At 66.7% G+C, this 18782-nt stretch carries 17 protein-coding genes; 14 read left to right on the top strand and 3 right to left on the bottom strand.

Annotation, left to right across the window (positions count from 1 at the left end; genetic code table 11):
• Positions 1–88: 88 nt before the first annotated feature.
• Positions 89–739: an MliC family protein gene (locus tag AC16JP_RS09235; RefSeq protein ID WP_484340321.1), complete on the top strand. Its 651-nt coding sequence runs from the start codon at positions 89–91 to the stop codon at positions 737–739.
• 26 nt (positions 740–765) lie between these two features.
• Entirely contained in the window at positions 766–1254 is a 489-nt protein-coding gene (locus tag AC16JP_RS09230; protein WP_484340320.1) for an MliC family protein, read from the top strand.
• Between the two features lie 64 nt (positions 1255–1318).
• Here AC16JP_RS09230 and AC16JP_RS09225 read toward each other — a convergent pair whose 3' ends face one another.
• On the bottom strand, positions 1319–2851 hold the full coding sequence (locus AC16JP_RS09225) for a 2-isopropylmalate synthase (RefSeq protein ID WP_484340319.1): 1533 nt from the start codon (positions 2849–2851) through the stop codon (positions 1319–1321).
• A gap of 326 nt (positions 2852–3177) precedes the next feature.
• Between AC16JP_RS09225 and AC16JP_RS09220 the strand changes: the two genes are divergently transcribed.
• The 3 genes from AC16JP_RS09220 to ptsP are packed head-to-tail and all read left to right on the top strand — an operon-like array spanning position 3178 to position 7690.
• Entirely contained in the window at positions 3178–4398 is a 1221-nt protein-coding gene (locus AC16JP_RS09220) for an aspartate kinase (protein ID WP_484340318.1), read from the top strand.
• Positions 4395–5423 (top strand): NAD(P)H-dependent flavin oxidoreductase, encoded by a 1029-nt coding sequence (locus AC16JP_RS09215; RefSeq protein ID WP_484340317.1) that lies wholly within the window; start codon positions 4395–4397, stop codon positions 5421–5423. The genes AC16JP_RS09220 and AC16JP_RS09215 overlap by 4 nt, the downstream gene beginning before the upstream one ends.
• A gap of 50 nt (positions 5424–5473) precedes the next feature.
• Entirely contained in the window at positions 5474–7690 is a 2217-nt protein-coding gene (gene ptsP / locus AC16JP_RS09210; RefSeq protein ID WP_484340316.1) for a phosphoenolpyruvate--protein phosphotransferase, read from the top strand.
• A 52-nt stretch (positions 7691–7742) separates the two neighbouring features.
• Here ptsP and AC16JP_RS09205 read toward each other — a convergent pair whose 3' ends face one another.
• Entirely contained in the window at positions 7743–8492 is a 750-nt protein-coding gene (locus AC16JP_RS09205; protein ID WP_484340315.1) for a hypothetical protein, read from the bottom strand.
• 376 nt (positions 8493–8868) lie between these two features.
• Between AC16JP_RS09205 and AC16JP_RS09200 the strand changes: the two genes are divergently transcribed.
• Genes AC16JP_RS09200 through AC16JP_RS09175 form a run of 6 tightly spaced genes read left to right on the top strand, consistent with a single transcriptional unit; the run spans position 8869 to position 15395 of the window.
• Positions 8869–9300, top strand: a complete 432-nt coding sequence (locus AC16JP_RS09200) for a DUF3576 domain-containing protein (RefSeq protein WP_484340322.1) — start codon at positions 8869–8871, stop codon at positions 9298–9300.
• 20 nt (positions 9301–9320) lie between these two features.
• A complete protein-coding gene (gene leuS, locus AC16JP_RS09195; protein WP_484340314.1) occupies positions 9321–11861 on the top strand; it encodes a leucine--tRNA ligase in 2541 nt (846 codons plus the stop codon).
• Positions 11861–12346 (top strand): LPS assembly lipoprotein LptE, encoded by a 486-nt coding sequence (gene lptE, locus AC16JP_RS09190; protein WP_484340313.1) that lies wholly within the window; start codon positions 11861–11863, stop codon positions 12344–12346. The genes leuS and lptE overlap by 1 nt, the downstream gene beginning before the upstream one ends.
• Before the next feature lie 7 nt (positions 12347–12353).
• Positions 12354–13397 (top strand): DNA polymerase III subunit delta, encoded by a 1044-nt coding sequence (gene holA / locus AC16JP_RS09185; RefSeq protein ID WP_484340312.1) that lies wholly within the window; start codon positions 12354–12356, stop codon positions 13395–13397.
• Positions 13390–14607: a sensor histidine kinase gene (locus tag AC16JP_RS09180; protein WP_484340311.1), complete on the top strand. Its 1218-nt coding sequence runs from the start codon at positions 13390–13392 to the stop codon at positions 14605–14607. Before holA ends, AC16JP_RS09180 begins: the two co-directional genes overlap by 8 nt.
• On the top strand, positions 14604–15395 hold the full coding sequence (locus AC16JP_RS09175; protein WP_484340310.1) for a LytR/AlgR family response regulator transcription factor: 792 nt from the start codon (positions 14604–14606) through the stop codon (positions 15393–15395). The genes AC16JP_RS09180 and AC16JP_RS09175 overlap by 4 nt, the downstream gene beginning before the upstream one ends.
• 10 nt (positions 15396–15405) lie before the next feature.
• Here the strand turns inward: AC16JP_RS09175 and AC16JP_RS09170 are convergent, their stop codons facing one another.
• Positions 15406–15975, bottom strand: a complete 570-nt coding sequence (locus AC16JP_RS09170) for a hypothetical protein (RefSeq protein WP_484340309.1) — start codon at positions 15973–15975, stop codon at positions 15406–15408.
• A gap of 93 nt (positions 15976–16068) precedes the next feature.
• Between AC16JP_RS09170 and AC16JP_RS09165 the strand changes: the two genes are divergently transcribed.
• The 3 genes from AC16JP_RS09165 (at position 16069) to AC16JP_RS09155 (ending at position 18763) form a co-directional block, all read left to right on the top strand.
• On the top strand, positions 16069–16953 hold the full coding sequence (locus tag AC16JP_RS09165) for a DMT family transporter (protein WP_484340308.1): 885 nt from the start codon (positions 16069–16071) through the stop codon (positions 16951–16953).
• Between the two features lie 62 nt (positions 16954–17015).
• Positions 17016–18326 carry a cytochrome P450 gene (locus tag AC16JP_RS09160; RefSeq protein ID WP_484340307.1) on the top strand — a complete coding sequence of 437 codons (1311 nt, stop codon included), beginning with the start codon at positions 17016–17018 and terminating at the stop codon, positions 18324–18326.
• Positions 18317–18763: an acyl-CoA thioesterase gene (locus AC16JP_RS09155; RefSeq protein ID WP_484340306.1), complete on the top strand. Its 447-nt coding sequence runs from the start codon at positions 18317–18319 to the stop codon at positions 18761–18763. Before AC16JP_RS09160 ends, AC16JP_RS09155 begins: the two co-directional genes overlap by 10 nt.
• The last annotated feature ends 19 nt before the right edge of the window (positions 18764–18782 follow it).

Here is an 18782-nt window from a genome sequence, read left to right as displayed (position 1 = left end):
CACGGCCCCGCATTGACGGCGGACGCGCCTGCGCTATGCATTTTGCGATGTCGGGACAGAGGCCTGCCCTGACCGAGGAGGATGACGCATGAAGCCAGTTGTTCCGTTGATGGCCGCAGCGATGGTGCTTGCCGCCTGTTCCAGCGGCCCCAGTTCGCCCGGCGTCCGCCCGGCGCAGACGTTCACCGTGAACTACCGCTGCGATAGCGGCGAACTCCTGACCATCCGCTATTTCGGTGACCAGGGAATGGCAGTGCTGACCAGAAACGGCCAGAATATCGAGCTGGACCGGGTGTCGAACGCGCCGCTTACCTATGCCGGTGGCCAGACGCGCGTCGTCAGCGACGCCAACCGCGCCATCATCACCATCAACGTCGGCATGGCGGCGCCGGTGAATTGCGTGGCCAACAACATGAGCGGCCGCCCGCCAGCGCCACCCGCGCCGCCGACACCGGTGCCGCCCCCGCCCCCTCCTCCACCCCCGGCTCCGCCCGCCCCGGCTGAAATGCGCGTCAGCTATAATTGCGACAACGGCGAGCAGATCACCGTGCGTTACTTCCCGCAGCAGGGCGTGGCTTCGCTGGTGCGCGGCGGACAGACGACCGAGTTGCAGCAGCAGGCGACGCCTCCGGGCTTTACCTATAGCGGCGGTGCGACGACGCTGCGCGTGCAACCCGACCGCATGGGCCTGACGATGACGGTGGGCGCCATGGCCTCGACCCGCTGCACGGCCGCCTGATGCCGAATCCCTTCAAGGAGAAGATGATGAAATCGATGTTGTTTGGCGGCCTTGCCGCCGCTGCGCTGCTGGCTGGATGCAACAAGCCCGCCGAAGCGCCCGCGCCCGAAGCCGCAGCCCCCGAAGCCACCGAGGCGACGGCCGCCACCCCGGCACCGGAAGGCCAGAAACCCGCCGTAGTGGTGAACCCGGCCGACTTTCCCGCCGACCAGACGACAGCGGCACAGAAGGCCGAGCTGGAAAAGGCGGCCGCCGACGCCGGCATTCCCGCCACCAAGCAGTCGCGGACGAACTATGTGTGCGACAATGGCGAAACGATCGAAGTGCGCTTCTTCCCGGACCAGGGCATCGCCGTGCTGGTGCGCGGCGGACAGAACACCGAACTGCACCCCGAACCGGCCGACAGCGGTTTCCGCTATTCCAACGGCCAGACCACGATTGCCGGCAAGGGCAACGAACTGCAACTGAACGTCGGCATGATGGCGACGGCCCAGTGCAAGGTGAAGGCAGGCTGACGCTTGCGGGGCGCCCACTGCAAAGCGGGCGCCCCGAACTCCGTTCAGCAAACGCGATGCATGATCAGGCCGCGAGCGCGCTCCGTCCGCGCTTTACCATCAGCTTGTTCAGCGCGTTCACATAGGCCCTTGCCGACGCCACCAGCGTATCGTTGTGGGCGCCGACGCCGCGCGCGGTGCGGCCGTTTTCCGCCAGCACGACGCTGACCTCGGCCTGCGCGTCGGTGCCGGCGGTCACCGCCGACACTTCATAAAGCTCGAGCGTCGCCTCGTCGTGCGGAACCAGTTTTCGCACGGCGTTGAACAGCGCATCCACGGGGCCGTTGCCCTTGGTGGCGGCGGTCGTTTCCTCGCCGTCGACCGACAGCGTGACGATTGCGCGCTGCGGCCCGGCGGAACCGCAGTAAATCTCTACCTCGACTACCTTGATGCGGTCCTGGCCGCGCAGCACCTCGTCGTCGACCAGCGCGACTATGTCCTCGTCGAACACCTGCTTCTTGGCATCGGCCAGCGCCTTGAAGCGATGGAAGGCGTCCTGAAACTCGTTGTCGGACAACTGGTACCCAAGGCTTTCGAGCTTGTCGCGGAAGGCCGCGCGGCCCGAATGCTTGCCCAGAACCAGGCTGGAATGCGACTGCCCGACCGATTCCGGCGTCATGATTTCATAGGTCGAGCTGTCTTTCAGCATGCCGTCCTGGTGGATGCCGCTTTCGTGCGCGAAGGCGTTGGCACCGACGATCGCCTTGTTCGGCTGCACATGCATGCCGGTCACGGCGGAAATCAGCCGCGAGGCACGGGTGATCTCGGTCGAGACGATGCCGGTGCGATACGGCAGAACATCGTGCCTGACCTTCAGCGCCATGGCGATTTCCTCGACTGCGGCGTTGCCGGCGCGTTCGCCGATGCCGTTGATGGTCGATTCAACCTGACGTGCGCCCGACATGACGGCGGCCAGCGTGTTGGCGACGGCAAGCCCCAGATCATTGTGGCAGTGCGTCGAGAATACCGCCCTGTCGGCGTTCGGCACCCGGTTGATCATGTCACGGAACATCGCGCCATAGGTTTCGGGCGTTGCATAGCCCACGGTGTCGGGCAGGTTGATGGTGGTGGCGCCGGCGTGGATCGCGGTTTCGATGGCGCGGGCCAGAAAGTCCGGCTCGGAGCGGGTGGCGTCTTCGGCGGACCATTCGACGTCGTCGACCAGATTGCGCGCCAGACCGACCGACTCGCGGATCGATTCAAGCACCTGGTCCGGTTCCTTCGAGAGCTTCACCTTCATGTGCAGCGGCGACGTTGCGATGAAGGTGTGGATGCGCGGGCGCTGGGCCTGCTTCAGTGCTGCTGCCGCACGCTCGATGTCGGCGCGGGCGGCCCGTGCAAGGCTGGCGACGACGGCGCGGCGGCACTGTTTCGCCACCGCTTCGACGGCTTCGAAATCGCCTTCCGAGGCGATGGCGAACCCCGCTTCGATGATGTCGACGCCCAGCGCTTCGAGCTGCGCTGCAACGCGCAGTTTTTCCGCAAGGTTCATCGAGCAACCGGGCGATTGCTCGCCGTCGCGCAGGGTGGTGTCGAAAATCAGGATCTGGTTGGTCATGCTGCTGCCTTGACGATCTGTGGCTTCTGGCTGCGGCTTCTGGAATTCCAGCGCCGGAACTTCGCGGTGCGGGGAACAGGTGGTTTCAGCCCTCAGGTGCGTGCCGGCATGGGGCCCGCCCGCGGGGCCGCCCATGGATGACGCGCCTAAGGGCGCGTAAGTCGAAGCAGATGCCGTGTTGCCACCTTCATGATGGGGGATCGCATATCATTCCCGCTTGGCCGCTGTAAAGCCGCGCTTGTGCAGGGTGCCGTTGTCATCGGGCGGCCGCGCTTATAAAGGCACGTCGCAATTCATCACCATCAAGCGGACGCAACCAGAAATCTATGGCACGCATCGTCATGAAATTCGGCGGCACTTCGATGGCCGGGATCGAGCGCATCCGCAACGTCGCCGCGCGCGTCCGCCGCGAAGTGGAAGCAGGCAATGAAGTGGCAGTAGTGGTGTCCGCCATGGCCGGAGAGACGGACCGGCTGGTCGGTTTCTGCCGCGAGGCTTCGCCGCTTGCCGACCCGGCTGAATATGACGTGGTCGTCGCCTCGGGCGAGCAGGTCACGTCGGGGCTGCTGGCGATCGTGCTGCAATCGATGGGCCTGAAGGCGCGAAGCTGGCTCGGCTGGCAGCTTCCGGTCCTCACCTCGGAGGCGCATGGCAAGGCGCGGGTCGAGGAAGTGGGAACCGACGCGCTGGCGGCGGCGATGGCGTCGGGCGAAGTGGCGGTGATTCCGGGCTTTCAGGGCATGACCCCTTCGGGCCGGGTAGCAACCTTGGGGCGCGGCGGTTCCGATACCTCGGCGGTTGCGGTTGCAGCGGCGCTGAAGGCCGACCGCTGCGACATCTATACCGATGTCGAGGGCGTGTTCACGACCGATCCCCGAATCGTGCCGCGCGCCCGCAAGCTGGGCAAGATCACCTACGAGGAAATGCTGGAACTGGCGTCGGTCGGCGCCAAGGTTCTGCAGACACGTTCGGTCGAACTCGCCATGAAGGAAAAGGTTCGGGTCCAGGTGCTGTCCAGTCTGACGGACGCGCCGGGCACGATGGTTGTCGATGAGGATGAAATCGTGGAACAGGAACTGATCGCCGGCGTCGCCTATGACCGCAACGAAGCCAAGGTGACGATCGGCGCCGTGCCCGACAGGCCGGGCGTGGTGGCGGCGATCTTCGGGCCGCTGGCCGACGCGAACATCAACGTCGACATGATCGTGCAGAACATCGCCAACGACGGCACGACCGACGTGACCTTTACCGTGCCGCGCACCGAACTGACGCGGACCAGGGCCGTGCTGGAAGCGCACGCCGCCGAGATCGGCTATGCCCGCATCGTCACCGACGACACGGTGGTGAAGATTTCGGTTGTCGGGGTTGGCATGCGCAGCCACGCTGGCGTCGCCGTCACCATGTTCCGCGCGCTGGCCGACCGGGGCATCAACGTGCTGGCGATCACCACTTCGGAAATCAAGGTCAGCGTGCTGATCGCCGAAGAGTATCTGGAACTTGCAGTGCGCGTGCTGCACACCGCCTATGGGCTGGACGCCGCCGCATGAGCGCATCCCCGCATCTCGATGCGCTGACGGCGCGCGGGCGCGCATTCCTTGGTTCGCGGCACGCCATTCTGGCGGGCGCCATGAGCTGGGTCTCCGAGCGGCATCTGGTGTCGGCGATTTCCAATGCCGGCGGCTTTGGCGTGATCGCCTGCGGGGCCATGACGCCCGACCTGCTGGCGGCCGAAATCGCCGGCACGCAGGCGCTGACGGGCAGGCCGTTCGGGGTGAACCTGATCACCATGCACCCGCAACTGATGGAGCTGATCGCGGTCTGCCGCGCGGCGGGCGTCAGCCATGTGGTGCTGGCCGGCGGCATCCCGCCGGGGCCGGCGGTGGCCGCCATCCGCGAATTTGCAAAGCTGATCGCCTTTGCGCCCAATCTGGCGCTGGCGCGCAAGTTGTTGCGTTCGGGGGCCGACGCGCTGGTGATCGAAGGCTCGGAAGCGGGCGGCCATATCGGCCCCGTAAGCCTGGCGGTGCTGGCGCAGGAAATCCTGCCGGCGCTGCCCGACGCCATCATCTTTGCGGCGGGCGGCATCGGCCGTGGCGAAGCGATTGCGGCGATGGTCGAGATGGGGGCCGCCGGCGTGCAGCTTGGCACGCGTTTTGCCGCCGCCAGCGAATCGATCGCGCATCCGAATTTCAAGAAGGCCTTCATCCGCGCCTCGGCGCGTGACGCGCAGCCATCGGTGCAGTTCGATCCGAAACTGCCGGTGATCCCGGTGCGGGCGCTGAAGAACGCTGGCACCGAGGCGTTCATGGACAAGCAGCGCGAAATTTCGGGCACGCTGGCGCGCGGCGAAGTGGAACTGGCCGACGCGCAGCTTGCGATCGAGCATTACTGGGCTGGCGCGCTGCGTCGGGCGGTGATCGACGGCGACGTCGAGAATGGCTCGCTGATGGCGGGGCAATCGGTCGGCATGGTGACGGCCGAGGAACCGGTTGCAGCAATCATCGACCGGCTGATCGCCGAAGCGGAAACCGTGCTGGCGCATCGCCGTGCGGCAGGTTCTTCGGCGCCCTGATGCCCGGCGGGACCGCCACGCGCGAACTCATGCGGCGCCTGCATGACGTGATGGCGTCCAAAAACTCGCCGCAGCTCAAGCTGGATCAGGTGGTGTCGCTGATCGCCGAGGCGCTGGCGTCGGAAGTGGCGTCGATCTACCTGCTGCGCGACGGCATGCTGGAACTGTTCGCGACCTGCGGGTTGAAACAGGAAGCCGTCCACGTGACGCGGCTTGGCTTCGGGCAGGGCCTTGTCGGCACGATCGCGCAATCGCGAAACCCGCTCAGCCTGGCGGAAGCCAGCGCCCACCCGAGTTTCGCCTATCGCCCGGAAACCGGCGAAGAACGCTACCACAGCTTTGCCGGCGTGCCGATCATCCGCCGCGAGCGGGCGGTCGGCGTGCTGGCGGTGCAGCATCTGCTGACGCGCGACTATGCCGAAGAAGAAATCGAGGCGCTGCAAACGGTTGCGATGGTGCTGGCGGAACTGATCGCTGCGGCCGGGCTGATCGACACGGCAGCTACCGCGCCGCGCGGGCCGCGCGATACCTCGCCGCTAAGGATCGAAGGCCTGAAGCTCGTTGATGGCATGGGGCGCGGCGTCGCGGTGTTCCACGAACCGCGCATTCTGATCACCCAGACGGTGGCGACCGACGCCGAGGCCGAACGCGTGCGGTTGAAAACCGCGCTCGCCCGCATGCGCGAGGATATCGACCAGATGGTGAGCAGGGCCGAATTCGCCGGCCCCGGCGACCATGACGAAATCCTTGAAACCTACAAGATGTTCGCCCTCGATGAAGGGTGGGCGCGCCGCATCCACGACGGCATCGACGGCGGGCTGACGGCGGAAGCGGCGATCGAGGCGGTGGCGCAGGCGCAGCGCATCCGGCTGGGCGCGGCGGCAGATCCCTATCTGCGCGAACGGCTGCACGATCTGGAAGACCTGTCGAACCGGCTGATCCGCATCGTTTCCGGCCAGTCGGGGACGGCCGCCGAGCAGGGGCTTTCCGGGCCTTCGATCCTGATCGCCCGCAATCTTGGCCCGGCCGAGCTGCTGGAATATGACCGCCGCCATCTGGCAGGGGTAGCGTTGGAGGAAGGTTCGCTGACCGCCCACGTCACCATATTGGCGCGGGCGATGGGCATTCCGGTGCTGGGCCGCGCGCGCGACCTGCGCGAACTGGTGTCCGAAGGCGACCCGCTGCTGCTGGATACCGGCGCCGGGGCGCTGTTCGTCCGCCCGCCGGACGCAGTGATCCGCAGTTTCGAAGCGCAGGCCGACCTGCGGGCGCGGCGGCAGGCCGAGTTCGAGCAGTTGCGCGATCTGCCCGCCGAAACGCTGGACGGCGTGCGCATCCGGCTGATGATGAACGCCGGGCTTCGCACCGACCTGCCGGCGCTTGAAATCACCAACGCCGATGGCATCGGCCTGTTCCGCACCGAATTCCAGTTTCTGGTTTCCGCCACCCTGCCACGCAAGGACCGGCAGATCGCGCTCTATCGCGATGTGCTGAAGGCGGCCGGCGAGCGTACGGTGGTGTTCCGCACCGTCGATATCGGCGGCGACAAGGCGGTCCCCTATGTCGGCGAGCGCGGCGAGCGCGAGGAAAACCCGGCGATGGGCTGGCGCGCCATCCGGCTGGCGCTGGGCCGTTCCGGGCTGCTGGCGGCGCAGGCCGATGCGCTGTTGCGCGCGGCGGCCGGGCAGACCTTGAACCTGATGTTCCCGATGATCGCCGAACCGTGGGAATATGAAGCTGCGCGCGCGATCGTCGAACGGCGCCGGGCGCGGATGCTGAAGTCGGGCATCCCGCACGCAACCGGCGTTCGCTATGGCGTGATGCTGGAAGTGCCGTCGCTGGCGATGGTGCTGGACGAAATTCTGCCGCAACTGGATTTCCTGTCGATCGGCACCAACGACCTGACGCAGTTCCTGCTGGCCGCCGACCGGGGCAACCCGCGCCTTGCCGACCGCTATGACTGGCTGTCGCGCGGGCTGCTGCGTTTTCTGAAGGCTGCCATCACCGAGGCCGGTGCGGCCGGCGTGCCGGTCAGTGTCTGTGGCGAAATGGGCGGGCGTCCGCTGGAGGCGCTGGCGCTGCTGGCGCTTGGCGTCGAGCGGCTGTCGATCACGCCGGCGGCAGTTGGCCCGGTGAAGGCGATGATCCGGTCAACGGCCCTTGCGCCGCTTCGCACTGCGATGGCTGAATGGCTGGAAACGCCGGGCGTCGATATCCGCCGCGAACTTCAGGCAGCGGCGGCTGCGGCCGGCATCAGGCTGGACTGAAGGTCCGCACCGAAGCCGGGCATGGCCGAGGCCGGAAAGACAGAAAGCGCGATCAGAACGAGACGGCGCCGCCCAGCAGCACGGCCCGATCGTCCTTGCTGGGATCCAGCAGCGACGGGTTCTGCAGCGCCGGGCGATAGCGCAGGCTGCCGCCCAACGAGATCTTCGGCGTCAGGTCGAGGCCGCCGCGCGCTTCGACGGCATAGCGGGTTTCCGGCGTGCCGACGCGCGGCAGCAGGCTGACGGTATCGCGGTCGGCGCTGGCCAGAATGCCCGCGTGCCAGTTGTTCGCCTGATAGCCGACGCCGACATCCAGACCCTTGTGGCTGCGGCCGCCAAGCCCGCCGTCGACGTGGGTGGTGCCGCCGGTGATGTTGAAGCCCTTGTAGCCGACCGACAGATCGAAGTTGTAGCCGCTGGGGGCGATGCCGGTGTCGGCGGTGGCAAGGCGGGTGTCGGCAGCGGGTGCGGGCGCCGCAGTCCGGGCGGTCATGGCAACCGAGACGCCGCCTGCCTTGCCCTTGCCCTTGCGGGAAGGCGTGAAGGTGAAGCCGCGTTCCGCCGTCTGGATCTTCGAGGACGCGACGCGGCCCGGCGCGGTGAAGGCGAATTTGCCGACATCGAGGCTGACCGGTGCGATCGGCAGCGATTTCGAGCGGACCCGGAAGCCGACTGCATCGCCATCGGCGGTGACGCCGGGTTGCAGGCGCGGTTTTGCCGCCTCGGCGAACGTCGCCGAACCCGTGCACAGCATGGCAAGACCCGCAAGCGGGACCACCATTCTGCAAAGGGAATCAGCCAAGGTTCGCATAATGCTTTCACAGATAACGCATCCGGCAGAGAAATCCCACGTTTTGCCGCAGGATTTTTGCATGTCAGCGCACAATACCGCCGGATTGCCCGGCCTTGTGGCATTTCGCCCACAGACACTTTAGGCAGGATGAACGGATTCGCCCGGCCACGGGCCGGCGTTCAGCTTCGGTTCGGGCGGCGGCGCCATTGTCGGCGCCAAGGCGGCTGTCGTCCGGTTACGCGGCTGTTGCGTTGGTGTGCTGCGGGCCTGTATGGCCGCCATAGAGGCGCCGCGTCCGCAATCGCGGGGGCAGCGCGGCATCATCCCTGGGAGCTCTGGCTTGGACGCGATCAATCACAATACCGGCATTCGCAATTCCGGCGGCATGAAGGCCGCAGCCGTGCCTGCGGCGATGCTGATGGCGGCGCTGGCGCTTTCCGCCTGCGGCGGCAAGGACAAGCCGAAGGCGATTTCCGAGCCGACGGTCGTCACCACCATCGGCATCAATTCCTACCTGTGGCGGGCGGCGCTGGAAACGGTGCAGTTCATGCCGCTGGCGCAAGTCGATTCGACGGGCGGCGTCATCATCGGTGACTGGTACCAGAACCCCGCCGTCCCGAACGAGCGGGTGAAGGTGACGGTTGCGATCCTCGATGGCGCGCTTCGCGCCGACGCAGTGCAGGTTTCGGCCCAGCGCGAGGTGTTGCAGGACGGTCGCTGGGTGGCGGCGCCCGTTCGCGCCGGCACCGTGCAACGGCTGGAGGAAGTCATCCTCGACAAGGCGCGCAGCCTGCGTCAGGCCGCGCTGGCCCGCTGAACGCCGAACCAGACGCCGACATGAGCAACGATTCCGAAGACGCGCGCCAGTTTGATGCCCGCGCCGCCGACACCCGCTGGCAGGCCCGCTGGGAAGGCGCGCAGATCTTCCGCGCCGACCGCTACTCCGACCGTCCGCGCACCATGGTGCTGGAAATGTTCCCCTATCCGTCGGGGCGCATTCACATGGGACATGTGCGCAACTACACGATGGGCGATGTGCTGGCCCGTGCCCGGCGGATGCAGGGCCATGCCGTGCTGCACCCGATGGGCTGGGACGCGTTCGGCATGCCGGCAGAAAATGCGGCGATGGAACGCGGCGTCCACCCCGGCGACTGGACCCGCGCCAACATCGCGACGATGCGGGCGCAGTTGAAGCGGCTTGGCCTTGCCATCGACTGGAGCCGCGAGTTCGCGACCTGCGACCCCGAATATTACGGCCACGAACAGGCGCTGTTCCTCGACCTGCTGGACGCCGGGCTGGTCGACCGGCGTGATGCCTGGGTGAACTGGGATCCGGTCGACAACACCGTGCTGGCGAACGAACAGGTGATCGACGGGCGTGGCTGGCGCTCGGGCGCACTGGTCGAGCGGCGCAAGCTGACGCAGTGGTTTTTCCGCATCACCGCCTTTGCCGACGAACTGGCAGCCGACCTGAAGACGCTTGAGCAGTGGCCGGAAAAGGTCAGGCTGATGCAGGAAAACTGGATCGGCAAGTCGCAGGGGCTGCGCTTCCGCTTCCTGGTCGACGGCGCGCCGCAGGATGTGCCGCCGTCGTTCGAAGTGTTCACCACCCGCCCCGACACGCTGTTCGGTGCAAGCTTTGCCGCAATCGCCATCGACCATCCGCTGGCGCAGGCGGTTGCCGCCGGCAACCCGGCGGCACAGGCGTTCATCGCCGAATGCCGCGCGACGGGTACCGCCGCCGCTGAACTGGAAACCGCTGAAAAGCAGGGCTTCGATACCGGTCTCAGCGTCGTGCATCCACTGGACCCCGCGCGCCGCCTGCCGGTCTTCATCGCCAACTTCGTGCTGATGGAATATGGCACCGGCGCGGTGTTCGGCTGCCCCGCGCACGACCAGCGCGATCTGGATTTCGCCCGCAAATACATGCTGCCGGTGCCGCGCGTGGTGGCGCCCGCCGGAGAGGAAGCAACGCCGATCGGCGATGAAGCCTATACCGGGCCGGGCCGCCTCATCAATTCGCAGTTTCTCGACGGTATGGAAGTCGAGGCGGCGAAGGCCATGGTGATCGGGCGCGCCGCCGCCGAAGGCTGGGGCACCGCCACCACCGTGTTCCGCCTGCGCGACTGGGGGGTTTCGCGGCAACGCTATTGGGGCACGCCGATCCCGATCATCCACTGCGACGGTTGCGGCGCGGTGCCGGTGCCGCGCGCCGATCTGCCGGTGAAGCTGCCAGACGATGTAGCGTTCGACCGGCCTGGCAATCCGCTGGACCGCCACCCCACCTGGAAGTCGGTTGCCTGCCCGAAGTGCGGTGCCGCCGCCCGGCGCGAAACCGACACGCTGGATACGTTCGTCGATTCGAGCTGGTATTTCATCCGCTTTGCCAGCCAGCCCGCCGACCGGCCGTTCGATGCAGCCGAAGCGCAAAGCTGGCTGCCGGTCGCGCAGTATATCGGCGGGGTCGAACATGCGATCCTGCACCTGCTCTATAGCCGTTTCTTTACCCGCGCGCTGGCCTCGATCGGCCGGATCGGGCTGGCGGAACCGTTCCGCGGGCTGTTCACGCAGGGCATGGTCACGCACGAGACCTATCGTTCGGCCGAGGGCCAGTGGCTGGAGCCGGGCGCCGTGGAACGGCGCGGCGATGTGCTGGTCGAAGTGGCGACCGGCAGGCCGGTCGAGGCCGGACGCACCGAGAAGATGTCGAAGTCGAAGAAGAATGTCGTCGATCCGGACGCCATTCTCGATCGCTATGGCGCCGATGCGGTGAGGTGGTTCATGCTGTCCGACAGCCCGCCCGACCGGGATCTGGCGTGGTCGCTGGCGGCGATCGAAGGTTCGGCGCGCTTCGTGCAGCGGTTGTGGCGGATCGCGGCTTCCGCGCGCGAACAGGGCAGCGGCGACGACGAAGCACTGACGCGCCTGGTTCACCGGACGATCGACGGCGTGACCGCCGACATCGACCGGCTCCAGTTCAACAAGGCCGTTGCGCTTTGCTATGCGCTGGCGAACGCGATCGAAAAGGCCGGCCCGACGCCGGCGCGCCGGGAAGCTGCGCTGACGCTGATCCGGCTTGTGGCGCCGATGGCGCCGCACGTCGCCGAGGAGGCATGGGAAATGCTGGGCGGCGAAGGGCTGGTGGCCGACGCCGACTGGCCGCGCGCCGACCCGGCGCTGCTGACCGAGGCCGACACCACCTACGCTGTGCAGGTGAACGGCAAGATGCGCGAGAAAGTGGTGCTGCCGCGCGGCATGGCCGCAGCCGAGGTGGAGGCCGCAGTGCTGGCGCTGCCGAAGATCGCGCAACTGCTGGGGGGCGCGGCCCCGCGCAAGCTGATCGTCGTGCCCGACCGGCTGGTCAACATCGTCGCCTGATGCGCGCGCTGGCCGCCATGCTCTGGCTGTTGCTGCTGGCCGGTTGCGGGTTGCAGCCGGTCTATTCCGGCGGGCAGCAGGGTGCAGCGGGGGGTGTTCTGGGCGCAGTCGAGGTGATGCCGATCGCCGACAAGGCGGGGTTCCTGGTGCGCGACCGGCTGTTGCAGCGGCTTCAGGCCGGGGCATCGCCGCAATACCGGCTGCAAGTCGTGCTGGACGACGACATCACCGGCTTTGGTGTGCGCGGCGATAACTCGGTGATCCGTGAACGGCGGACGCTGCGCGCCCGCTATCGCCTGCAGGACATCGCCACCGGCGACATCGTGCTGGATACCACTGCCAGCGCCGACGCCGGGATCGACGTGGTTTCGTCGGAATATGCCGTGGTCGCAGCGGAAACTTCTGCACTTGAACGGCTGGCGCAGCGCCTATCGGACGAGATCGTCGCCCGGATCGCGCTGTACGGGCGCGAGCACAAGCCATGAAGGCTGCATGGCGTCGCTGAAGCGCAACGAGCTGGCGCGGCAGCTTGCGCGCTGGAACCCCGAGACGCGCCTGCTTCTGTTGTTCGGGCGCGACGAATCCTCGTGCCGGGAAGCCGGAAATGCCGCCGTCGCCGCGCTGGGCGATGCCGCTGATCCGATGGCGGTTGCCGACATCGCGCCCGCCGACCTGCGCGGCAATCCCGGCCTGCTGGCCAACGAGGCGGCGTCGGTGCCGATGTTCGGCGGCAACCGCGTGCTGCGGGTGGCGGGTGCGGGCGAAGAATCGCTGGAGGCCGCGCGGCTGCTGCTTGGCGCGCCGGTAGCCGGCAACCCGGTGGTGATGCTTGGGGGCGATCTTGCGAAAACCAGCGGGCTTCGAAAGCTGGCCGAGGAATCGCCGCTGGCGCTGGCCGTGGTGTTCTGGCCGCTGGAAGGGCGCGACCTCGACAACTGGCTGGCGCGCGAGGCACAGGATCGCGGGCTGAAGCTGGAGCAGGGCGCGGCGGAACGGCTGATTCTGGCGTCGGGGGGCGACGTCGGCATTCTGGCGTCCGAGCTGGACAAGTTCGCGCTGTTTCTGGACGCATCTGCGCAAAACCAGAAACGCCTCGACGCCGAGGCGCTGGCGGCCCTTGGCGCCGACAGTGCCGAGGAAGACGTGCAGGCGCTGATGTCGGCGGTAGTCGCCGGCAATCGCGGCGCGACCGGGCGGCAGTTGCATCTGCTGGCTGACAGCAGCGCCATTCCGGCGTTGCGGGCGCTGGCGCGGCGACTGATGCAGATGACCGAAATCCGCGCGGCGATGGATGGCGGTGTGGATGCGCGGTCGGCGGTGAAGGCGCTGCGCCCGCCGATCTATCCGTTTCGCGAACAGGATGCGCTGGCGGCGGCCATGCCGCATTGGCCGCTGCCGCGCATCAGGGCCGGGCTTGCCGCCATGCTGGAGGCCGAGCGCCGCATCAAAGCCCCCGGCAGCCCCGGCGATCGCTGTGGCTGGCAGGCGATCCTTGGCCTGATGCCCGATCTTGGCGGGAAGGCGCAGAATGCGTAAATTCCCGCCCATGGCCGGGTTCCGGAGGATCAAGACCCCGAAGGTGAAGCAGGCGCAGCCCGTGCCGAAGGGCTTTTTTGCCGACAAGAACCGGGCGTTCTGGACGCTGCAGATCGCCGGATGGACGGGGTATCTGTTGTTGCGGACGCTGGGCGGGCTGGCGAACCGCATGGGCGTTTCGTTCATCCTGCCGACGATCCTTGTCACGGTGACGGGGTTTTCGCTTACGCTGCTGATGGGCTGGGCCTACAGCGCGATCATCCGCATGCGCCCGGCCTGGGTCTGGAGCCTGAGCTTCATCATACTGGTGGCGGCTTCGATCCTGTTCTCGGCGATCGAGGTATGGGCGCACGCAACATTTTATGAGCCTGGCTGGAAACCGCAGGGCATCGAGTTTTTCGGCGCCATCCTGCTGACGCTCGCCGTGCTGGGGGCGTGGACGGGGCTGTATTACGGCATCAACTATTACCTGCTGCTTGACGCGCAGGCCGAACATTTCGAGCGCATGGCTGCACAGGCGAGCGCTGCCCAACTGGAAATGCTGCGCTACCAGATCAACCCGCACTTCCTGTTCAACACGCTGAACTCGATCAGCACGCTGGTGCTGCTTTCGGAAACGGAACGCGCGAACACCATGTTGTCGCGATTGTCGTCGTTCCTGCGCTACAGCCTCGTCGGCGAGCGCGAGGGGCAGGCGACCGTCGCGCAGGAAATGCAGGCGCTGAAACTTTATCTGGAGATCGAGCGCACCCGCTTCGAGGAGCGGCTGCGGACCCGTTTCGACATCACCCCCGAAGTGCTGAACGCGCGCATCCCCTCGCTGCTTTTGCAGCCTCTCGTCGAGAATGCAGTGAAATATGCGGTGACGCCGCTGGAAGAAGGCGCCGACATCTGGATCACTGCGCGGCGGCTGGGCGACTGGCTGGAGCTTTCGGTTGCCGACACCGGACCCGGCATCGGCGAGAGCCGGCCCACACCCGCCGGCACCGGCGTCGGCCTGAACAATATCCGCGAGCGTCTGGCGCAGGCCTATGGTGGCAACCACCGCATCGACATCCTGTCGAACAGCAGTTCACCGCTCGTTCAATCTGGTTCCGCGAAAGGCCCGGGCGTTCTCGTGAAAATTGAAATCCCGCTCCAGATCGTCACGACTCCCGAGGCAACGGGTGCGGATGGGCTGGCCGGGCCCGGTTATGAGGTTGCCACATGATCCGAACGCTTCTCGTCGACGACGAACCGCTGGCCATCCAGGGCCTTGAACTGCGCCTGCGGCCGTTTCCCGACATCGAGGTGGTGGGCAAGGCCGCAAACGGCCGCGAGGCGATTCGCGCCATCCGCACCGAAAAGCCCGATCTGGTGTTTCTGGATGTGCAGATGCCGGGCTTCGACGGCTTTTCCGTGGTCTCGGCGCTGGCCGACATCACCCCGCCGCTGTTCGTGTTCGTGACCGCCTTTTCCGATCATGCGCTGCGCGCATTCGACGCGCACGCCGTTGATTATCTGATGAAGCCGGTCGAGCCGGAGCGCCTTGCCCAGACCATCGAACGCGTGCGCGGGCGGTTGCAGGAAAAGCGGCTGAGCGAGGAAGCCGAACGGCTGGCGGCAAGGCTGGCCGAGATGGACCCGGAAAGCGCCTCGACGCTGGCGCCTGCCGGTGAACATGCCGCCGACAGGTTCGAGAAGGTCATCAATGTGAAGGATCAGGGGCAGATCTTCCGGGTTGATGTTGATTCCATCGAGAAGATCGACGCCGCCGGCGACTATATGTGCCTGACGACCGCCGACAAGACGCTGATCCTGCGCGAAACGATGAAGGATCTGGAACGGCGCCTCGATCCGCGCAAGTTCCAGCGGGTGCACCGTTCGACCATCGTCAACCTTGATAATGTGCGGCAGGTGCGGCCGCACACCAACGGCGAATGTTTCCTGACGCTGGCAAGCGGCGCGACGGTGAAGGTAAGCCGAAGCTATCGCGAAGTGGTGGCGCGCTTCCTCTGAGGCCGGGCGGTCAGGCCCCGGCCGCCGCTGCTGCCACCATGCAGTAAAGCATCGGCAGCGCCATCAGCAGATTGAGGCGGCTGAACAGTATCGCCACCGCCGCCGCGCGCGCACCTGTCGGTGTATCGGCGCCGGCGGCCGCCGCCTTTTTCTGGTTGGGCGAGACCAGCAGCCACAGGTTCAGCGCCATGGCGATCGCCAGCCACATGCCAAGGCCAAGCACACGCGAATCCGCGCGCAGCAGCAGCGCATCGCCGAGGTAGCCGCCCAGTTGCGCGACGACCAGCCCGGTCGCCAGCGCGAACAACGCCGCATGGCGCGCCCAGAACAGGCTTTCTGCGCCGCTGGTGGCGACTGCGCGTGCAGACGCGGGATCGAGGGCCTTTGGTGCGGCAATGAAGTTGAAGTGGAACAACAGGCCCAGCCAGACAATGCCGCACAGCAGATGCAGATAGCCGAGCATCAGGTTGGCGAACGCGCCGGTCGAACCGGCCGTGCCCTGAAAGCCATAGGCAACCACCGCCAGCAGCAGCACCGCCAGCAGCAGGGTCGTGTTCAGGTTGCGCAGCAGTCGTGCCACAGGGTTGCCTTTTCGTCTGCGGGTCGGGGGCGTTTCATGGCAGCGGCCGGGAATGGTTGCAATCCTGCACCAACCCCTGCATCGACGATGCCGATGCGCGCCGGGCCCATGCTTTCCTATGTGATCGGAATCGCGCTGTTCTGCGCGATGGATGCGGTGATGAAGCATCTGGTTGCGGGCAACCCGGCGGTTATCGCGACCTGGTGGCGCTATGTGGCGGGCACGCTGTTCACCGGGCTTATCTGGGTGGCGGCCGGGCGGCCCCGGATCACCCGCGAAATGCTGCCGGTGCATCTGCTGCGCGGCGCGGTGATCGCATTGTCGGCCACCTGCTTTTTCTGGGCGCTGGGGCGGATGGCGCTGGTCGAGGCGGTGACGATCGCCTTTGTCGCGCCGCTGATGGTGCCGCCGATCGCGGCGCTGCTGCTGGGCGAGCGCATCCAGCGCGGCAGCGTGGCGGCGGGCGGTGTCGGGTTTCTGGGCGTGGTGATCGCCGTTGGTTTTGCGCCCGGCGATCTGTCGGGCGATGCGCTGCTGGGGGCGGGTGCGGTTCTTGTGTCGGCGCTGACCTATGCCGTTTCGATCGTGTTGATGCGGATGCGCGCAGCGCGCGATGGTGCGGCCGTGCTCGGGCTGCTGGGCACGCTGTTTCCGGCGCTGGTGCTGACCCCGTTCCTGCTGCTGGGTGCATCGATCGGCGATGTGCTGCCCGGCCGGCCGGACTGGGGCTGGGTGTTGCTGGCGGGGCTGTTCGGCGCGCTGGCGCTGCAATTTCTTGCCGAGGCGTTTTCCCACGCCGAAGCGCAGGTGCTGGCGCCTCTGGAATATAGCGCGCTTGGCTGGGCCTCGCTCTATGGCTGGCTGTTCTTTTCCGAGCCGGTGTCGCTCAGGGTGTGGGCGGGCGCGCTGCTGATCGCCGGCGCCTGCCTGTGGCAGACCAGAAGGCATGTGCGGAACGGCGCTAACCAGCAGACTTGAGAGTGGAAGCGCCGCGCCGGCTGCGACACTGTGCGCAAAACCGGCGTTGGGAGGCGCGGACCATGGCAACACAGGCATTCGACTGGAAAACCGACCGGATCGACAACCGGATCGTCAACCCGGACATCTATACCGACCTCGATGCGCTGCTGGCCGACTATGCGACGCTGCGCCGTGAAGACCCGGTCCACTGGACCGCGCCGGACGGCTTCCGCCCGTTCTGGGCGATCACCAGCCATGCCGACATCACCACCGTATCCAAGGCGAACGACATCTTCGTGAACCGGCTGCGGACATATCTTTCGCCCATCCAGGGCGAGGAATGGGTCAGGCAGATGACCGGCGACACCCACATATTCCGCACGCTCGTCGATCTGGATAATCCGCTGCACCACAAGCTGCGGATGATCACGCATAGCTGGTTCCAGCCCGCCCGCCTGCGCCGGAACCTTGAACCGCGCCTGCGCGAAATCGCGCGCGAACATGTCGACGCCATGCAGGCCAAGGGCGAACATATCGACTTCGTGAACGAGGTGGCGCTGTTCTATCCGTTGCGCGTCATCATGGAGATTCTGGGCGTCCCGCGCGAGGACGAGCCGCTGATGCTGAAGCTGACGCAGGAAATCTTCGGCACGCTGGACCCCGACGTGATCGCGCGTTCGCAGCGCATCACCCGCGAAGCCGGCATGTGGGCGGGCGCAGTGGCGGAACAGGTTGATATCCTGCAGGTGGCGCAGGTGTTCTTTCAGTATTTCGCCGCGCTGATGACCGCGCGCCGCGCCGAGCCGCGCGACGATCTGGCCAGCGTGATCGCCAACGGCACCATCGACGGCGCGCAGATCCCCGACCACGAGGCGCTTTCCTATTATGTGATCACCGCAACGGCCGGGCACGACACCACCAGCGCAACGGCGGCCGGCGCGTTCCAGCGGCTGGCGGAAAGCCCGGCCGATCTGGCGCGGCTGAAGGCCGAACCGGAACTGATGGGGCAGTTCATCGACGAGGCGATCCGCTGGACGACACCGGTGAAGCATTTCATGCGCACCGCAACGCAGGATCATGAACTGAACGGCAAGACCATCCGCGAGGGCGACGGGCTGGCGCTGTTCTACATGTCGGGGAACCGCGACGAAACGGTGTTCGAACATCCCGACGAATTCCGGCTGGATCGCAACCCCAACCGCCACATCGCGTTCGGCCATGGCGGGCACATCTGCCCCGGCATGCATCTGGCGCGGATGGAACTGCGGGTCTTGTTCGAGGAACTGGTCTCGCGCATTGGCAGCATCGAACCGGCCGGCGAACCCAGGCTTACGCGGGCGAACTTCGTCAGCGGGCTGAAGACGCTGCCGGTGCGCGTGAAATGGGCCTGAAAGACGAACTCTGGCGTCGGGATCCCGCGTCGTATCCGCTGCGTCTGACGATCCCGACCCGCTATGGCGACATGGATTCGAACGCGCATCTGAACAATGTCGCCATTGCCCGGCTGGTCGAAGAATCGCGGGTGCGCTTTCACTGGGCGATGGTTGGCGACGGCGCGCAGCTCAGCCCCGGAGGCGTGATGATCGCGCATGTCGCGATCGATTATCTGGGCGAGGGCGAATATCCGGCCGATGTGGAATCGGGCGTCGGCATCGTGGCCGTGGGCGGCAGCAGCTACCGCTTTGCGATCGGGCTGTTCCAGCACGGGCGCGCATTCGCGCTGGCGGAAAGCGTGATGGTGAACATCGGGCGCGACCGGTCGGGCGCTGCGCCGATCGGGCCTGAAAAGCGGGCGCTGCTTGAACGGTGGCGCGTGCGGGCAGGCTGAGCCGCCGCTAGCCGGCGAA

Source organism: Sandaracinobacteroides sp. (genome assembly GCF_057137845.1).
The sequence above is the reverse complement of the archived record's forward strand: the minus strand, read 5'-3'. Positions and strand labels throughout refer to the sequence as shown.

Excerpts from the sequence above, each read along its gene's own strand:
- AC16JP_RS09175 (WP_484340310.1), top strand. The coding sequence starts at position 14,604 with ATGATCCGAACGCTTCTCGTCGACGACGAACCGCTGGCCATCCAGGGC.
- AC16JP_RS09155 (WP_484340306.1), top strand. The coding sequence starts at position 18,317 with ATGGGCCTGAAAGACGAACTCTGGCGTCGGGATCCCGCGTCGTATCCG.
- ptsP (WP_484340316.1), top strand. The coding sequence starts at position 5,474 with ATGGCGTCCAAAAACTCGCCGCAGCTCAAGCTGGATCAGGTGGTGTCG.
- AC16JP_RS09230 (WP_484340320.1), top strand. The coding sequence starts at position 766 with ATGAAATCGATGTTGTTTGGCGGCCTTGCCGCCGCTGCGCTGCTGGCT.
- lptE (WP_484340313.1), top strand. The coding sequence starts at position 11,861 with ATGCGCGCGCTGGCCGCCATGCTCTGGCTGTTGCTGCTGGCCGGTTGC.
- AC16JP_RS09235 (WP_484340321.1), top strand. The coding sequence starts at position 89 with ATGAAGCCAGTTGTTCCGTTGATGGCCGCAGCGATGGTGCTTGCCGCC.
- AC16JP_RS09160 (WP_484340307.1), top strand. The coding sequence starts at position 17,016 with ATGGCAACACAGGCATTCGACTGGAAAACCGACCGGATCGACAACCGG.
- AC16JP_RS09220 (WP_484340318.1), top strand. The coding sequence starts at position 3,178 with ATGGCACGCATCGTCATGAAATTCGGCGGCACTTCGATGGCCGGGATC.
- leuS (WP_484340314.1), top strand. The coding sequence starts at position 9,321 with ATGAGCAACGATTCCGAAGACGCGCGCCAGTTTGATGCCCGCGCCGCC.
- AC16JP_RS09225 (WP_484340319.1), bottom strand. The coding sequence starts at position 2,851 with ATGACCAACCAGATCCTGATTTTCGACACCACCCTGCGCGACGGCGAG.
- holA (WP_484340312.1), top strand. The coding sequence starts at position 12,354 with ATGGCGTCGCTGAAGCGCAACGAGCTGGCGCGGCAGCTTGCGCGCTGG.
- AC16JP_RS09165 (WP_484340308.1), top strand. The coding sequence starts at position 16,069 with ATGCGCGCCGGGCCCATGCTTTCCTATGTGATCGGAATCGCGCTGTTC.
- AC16JP_RS09180 (WP_484340311.1), top strand. The coding sequence starts at position 13,390 with ATGCGTAAATTCCCGCCCATGGCCGGGTTCCGGAGGATCAAGACCCCG.
- AC16JP_RS09200 (WP_484340322.1), top strand. The coding sequence starts at position 8,869 with ATGAAGGCCGCAGCCGTGCCTGCGGCGATGCTGATGGCGGCGCTGGCG.
- AC16JP_RS09215 (WP_484340317.1), top strand. The coding sequence starts at position 4,395 with ATGAGCGCATCCCCGCATCTCGATGCGCTGACGGCGCGCGGGCGCGCA.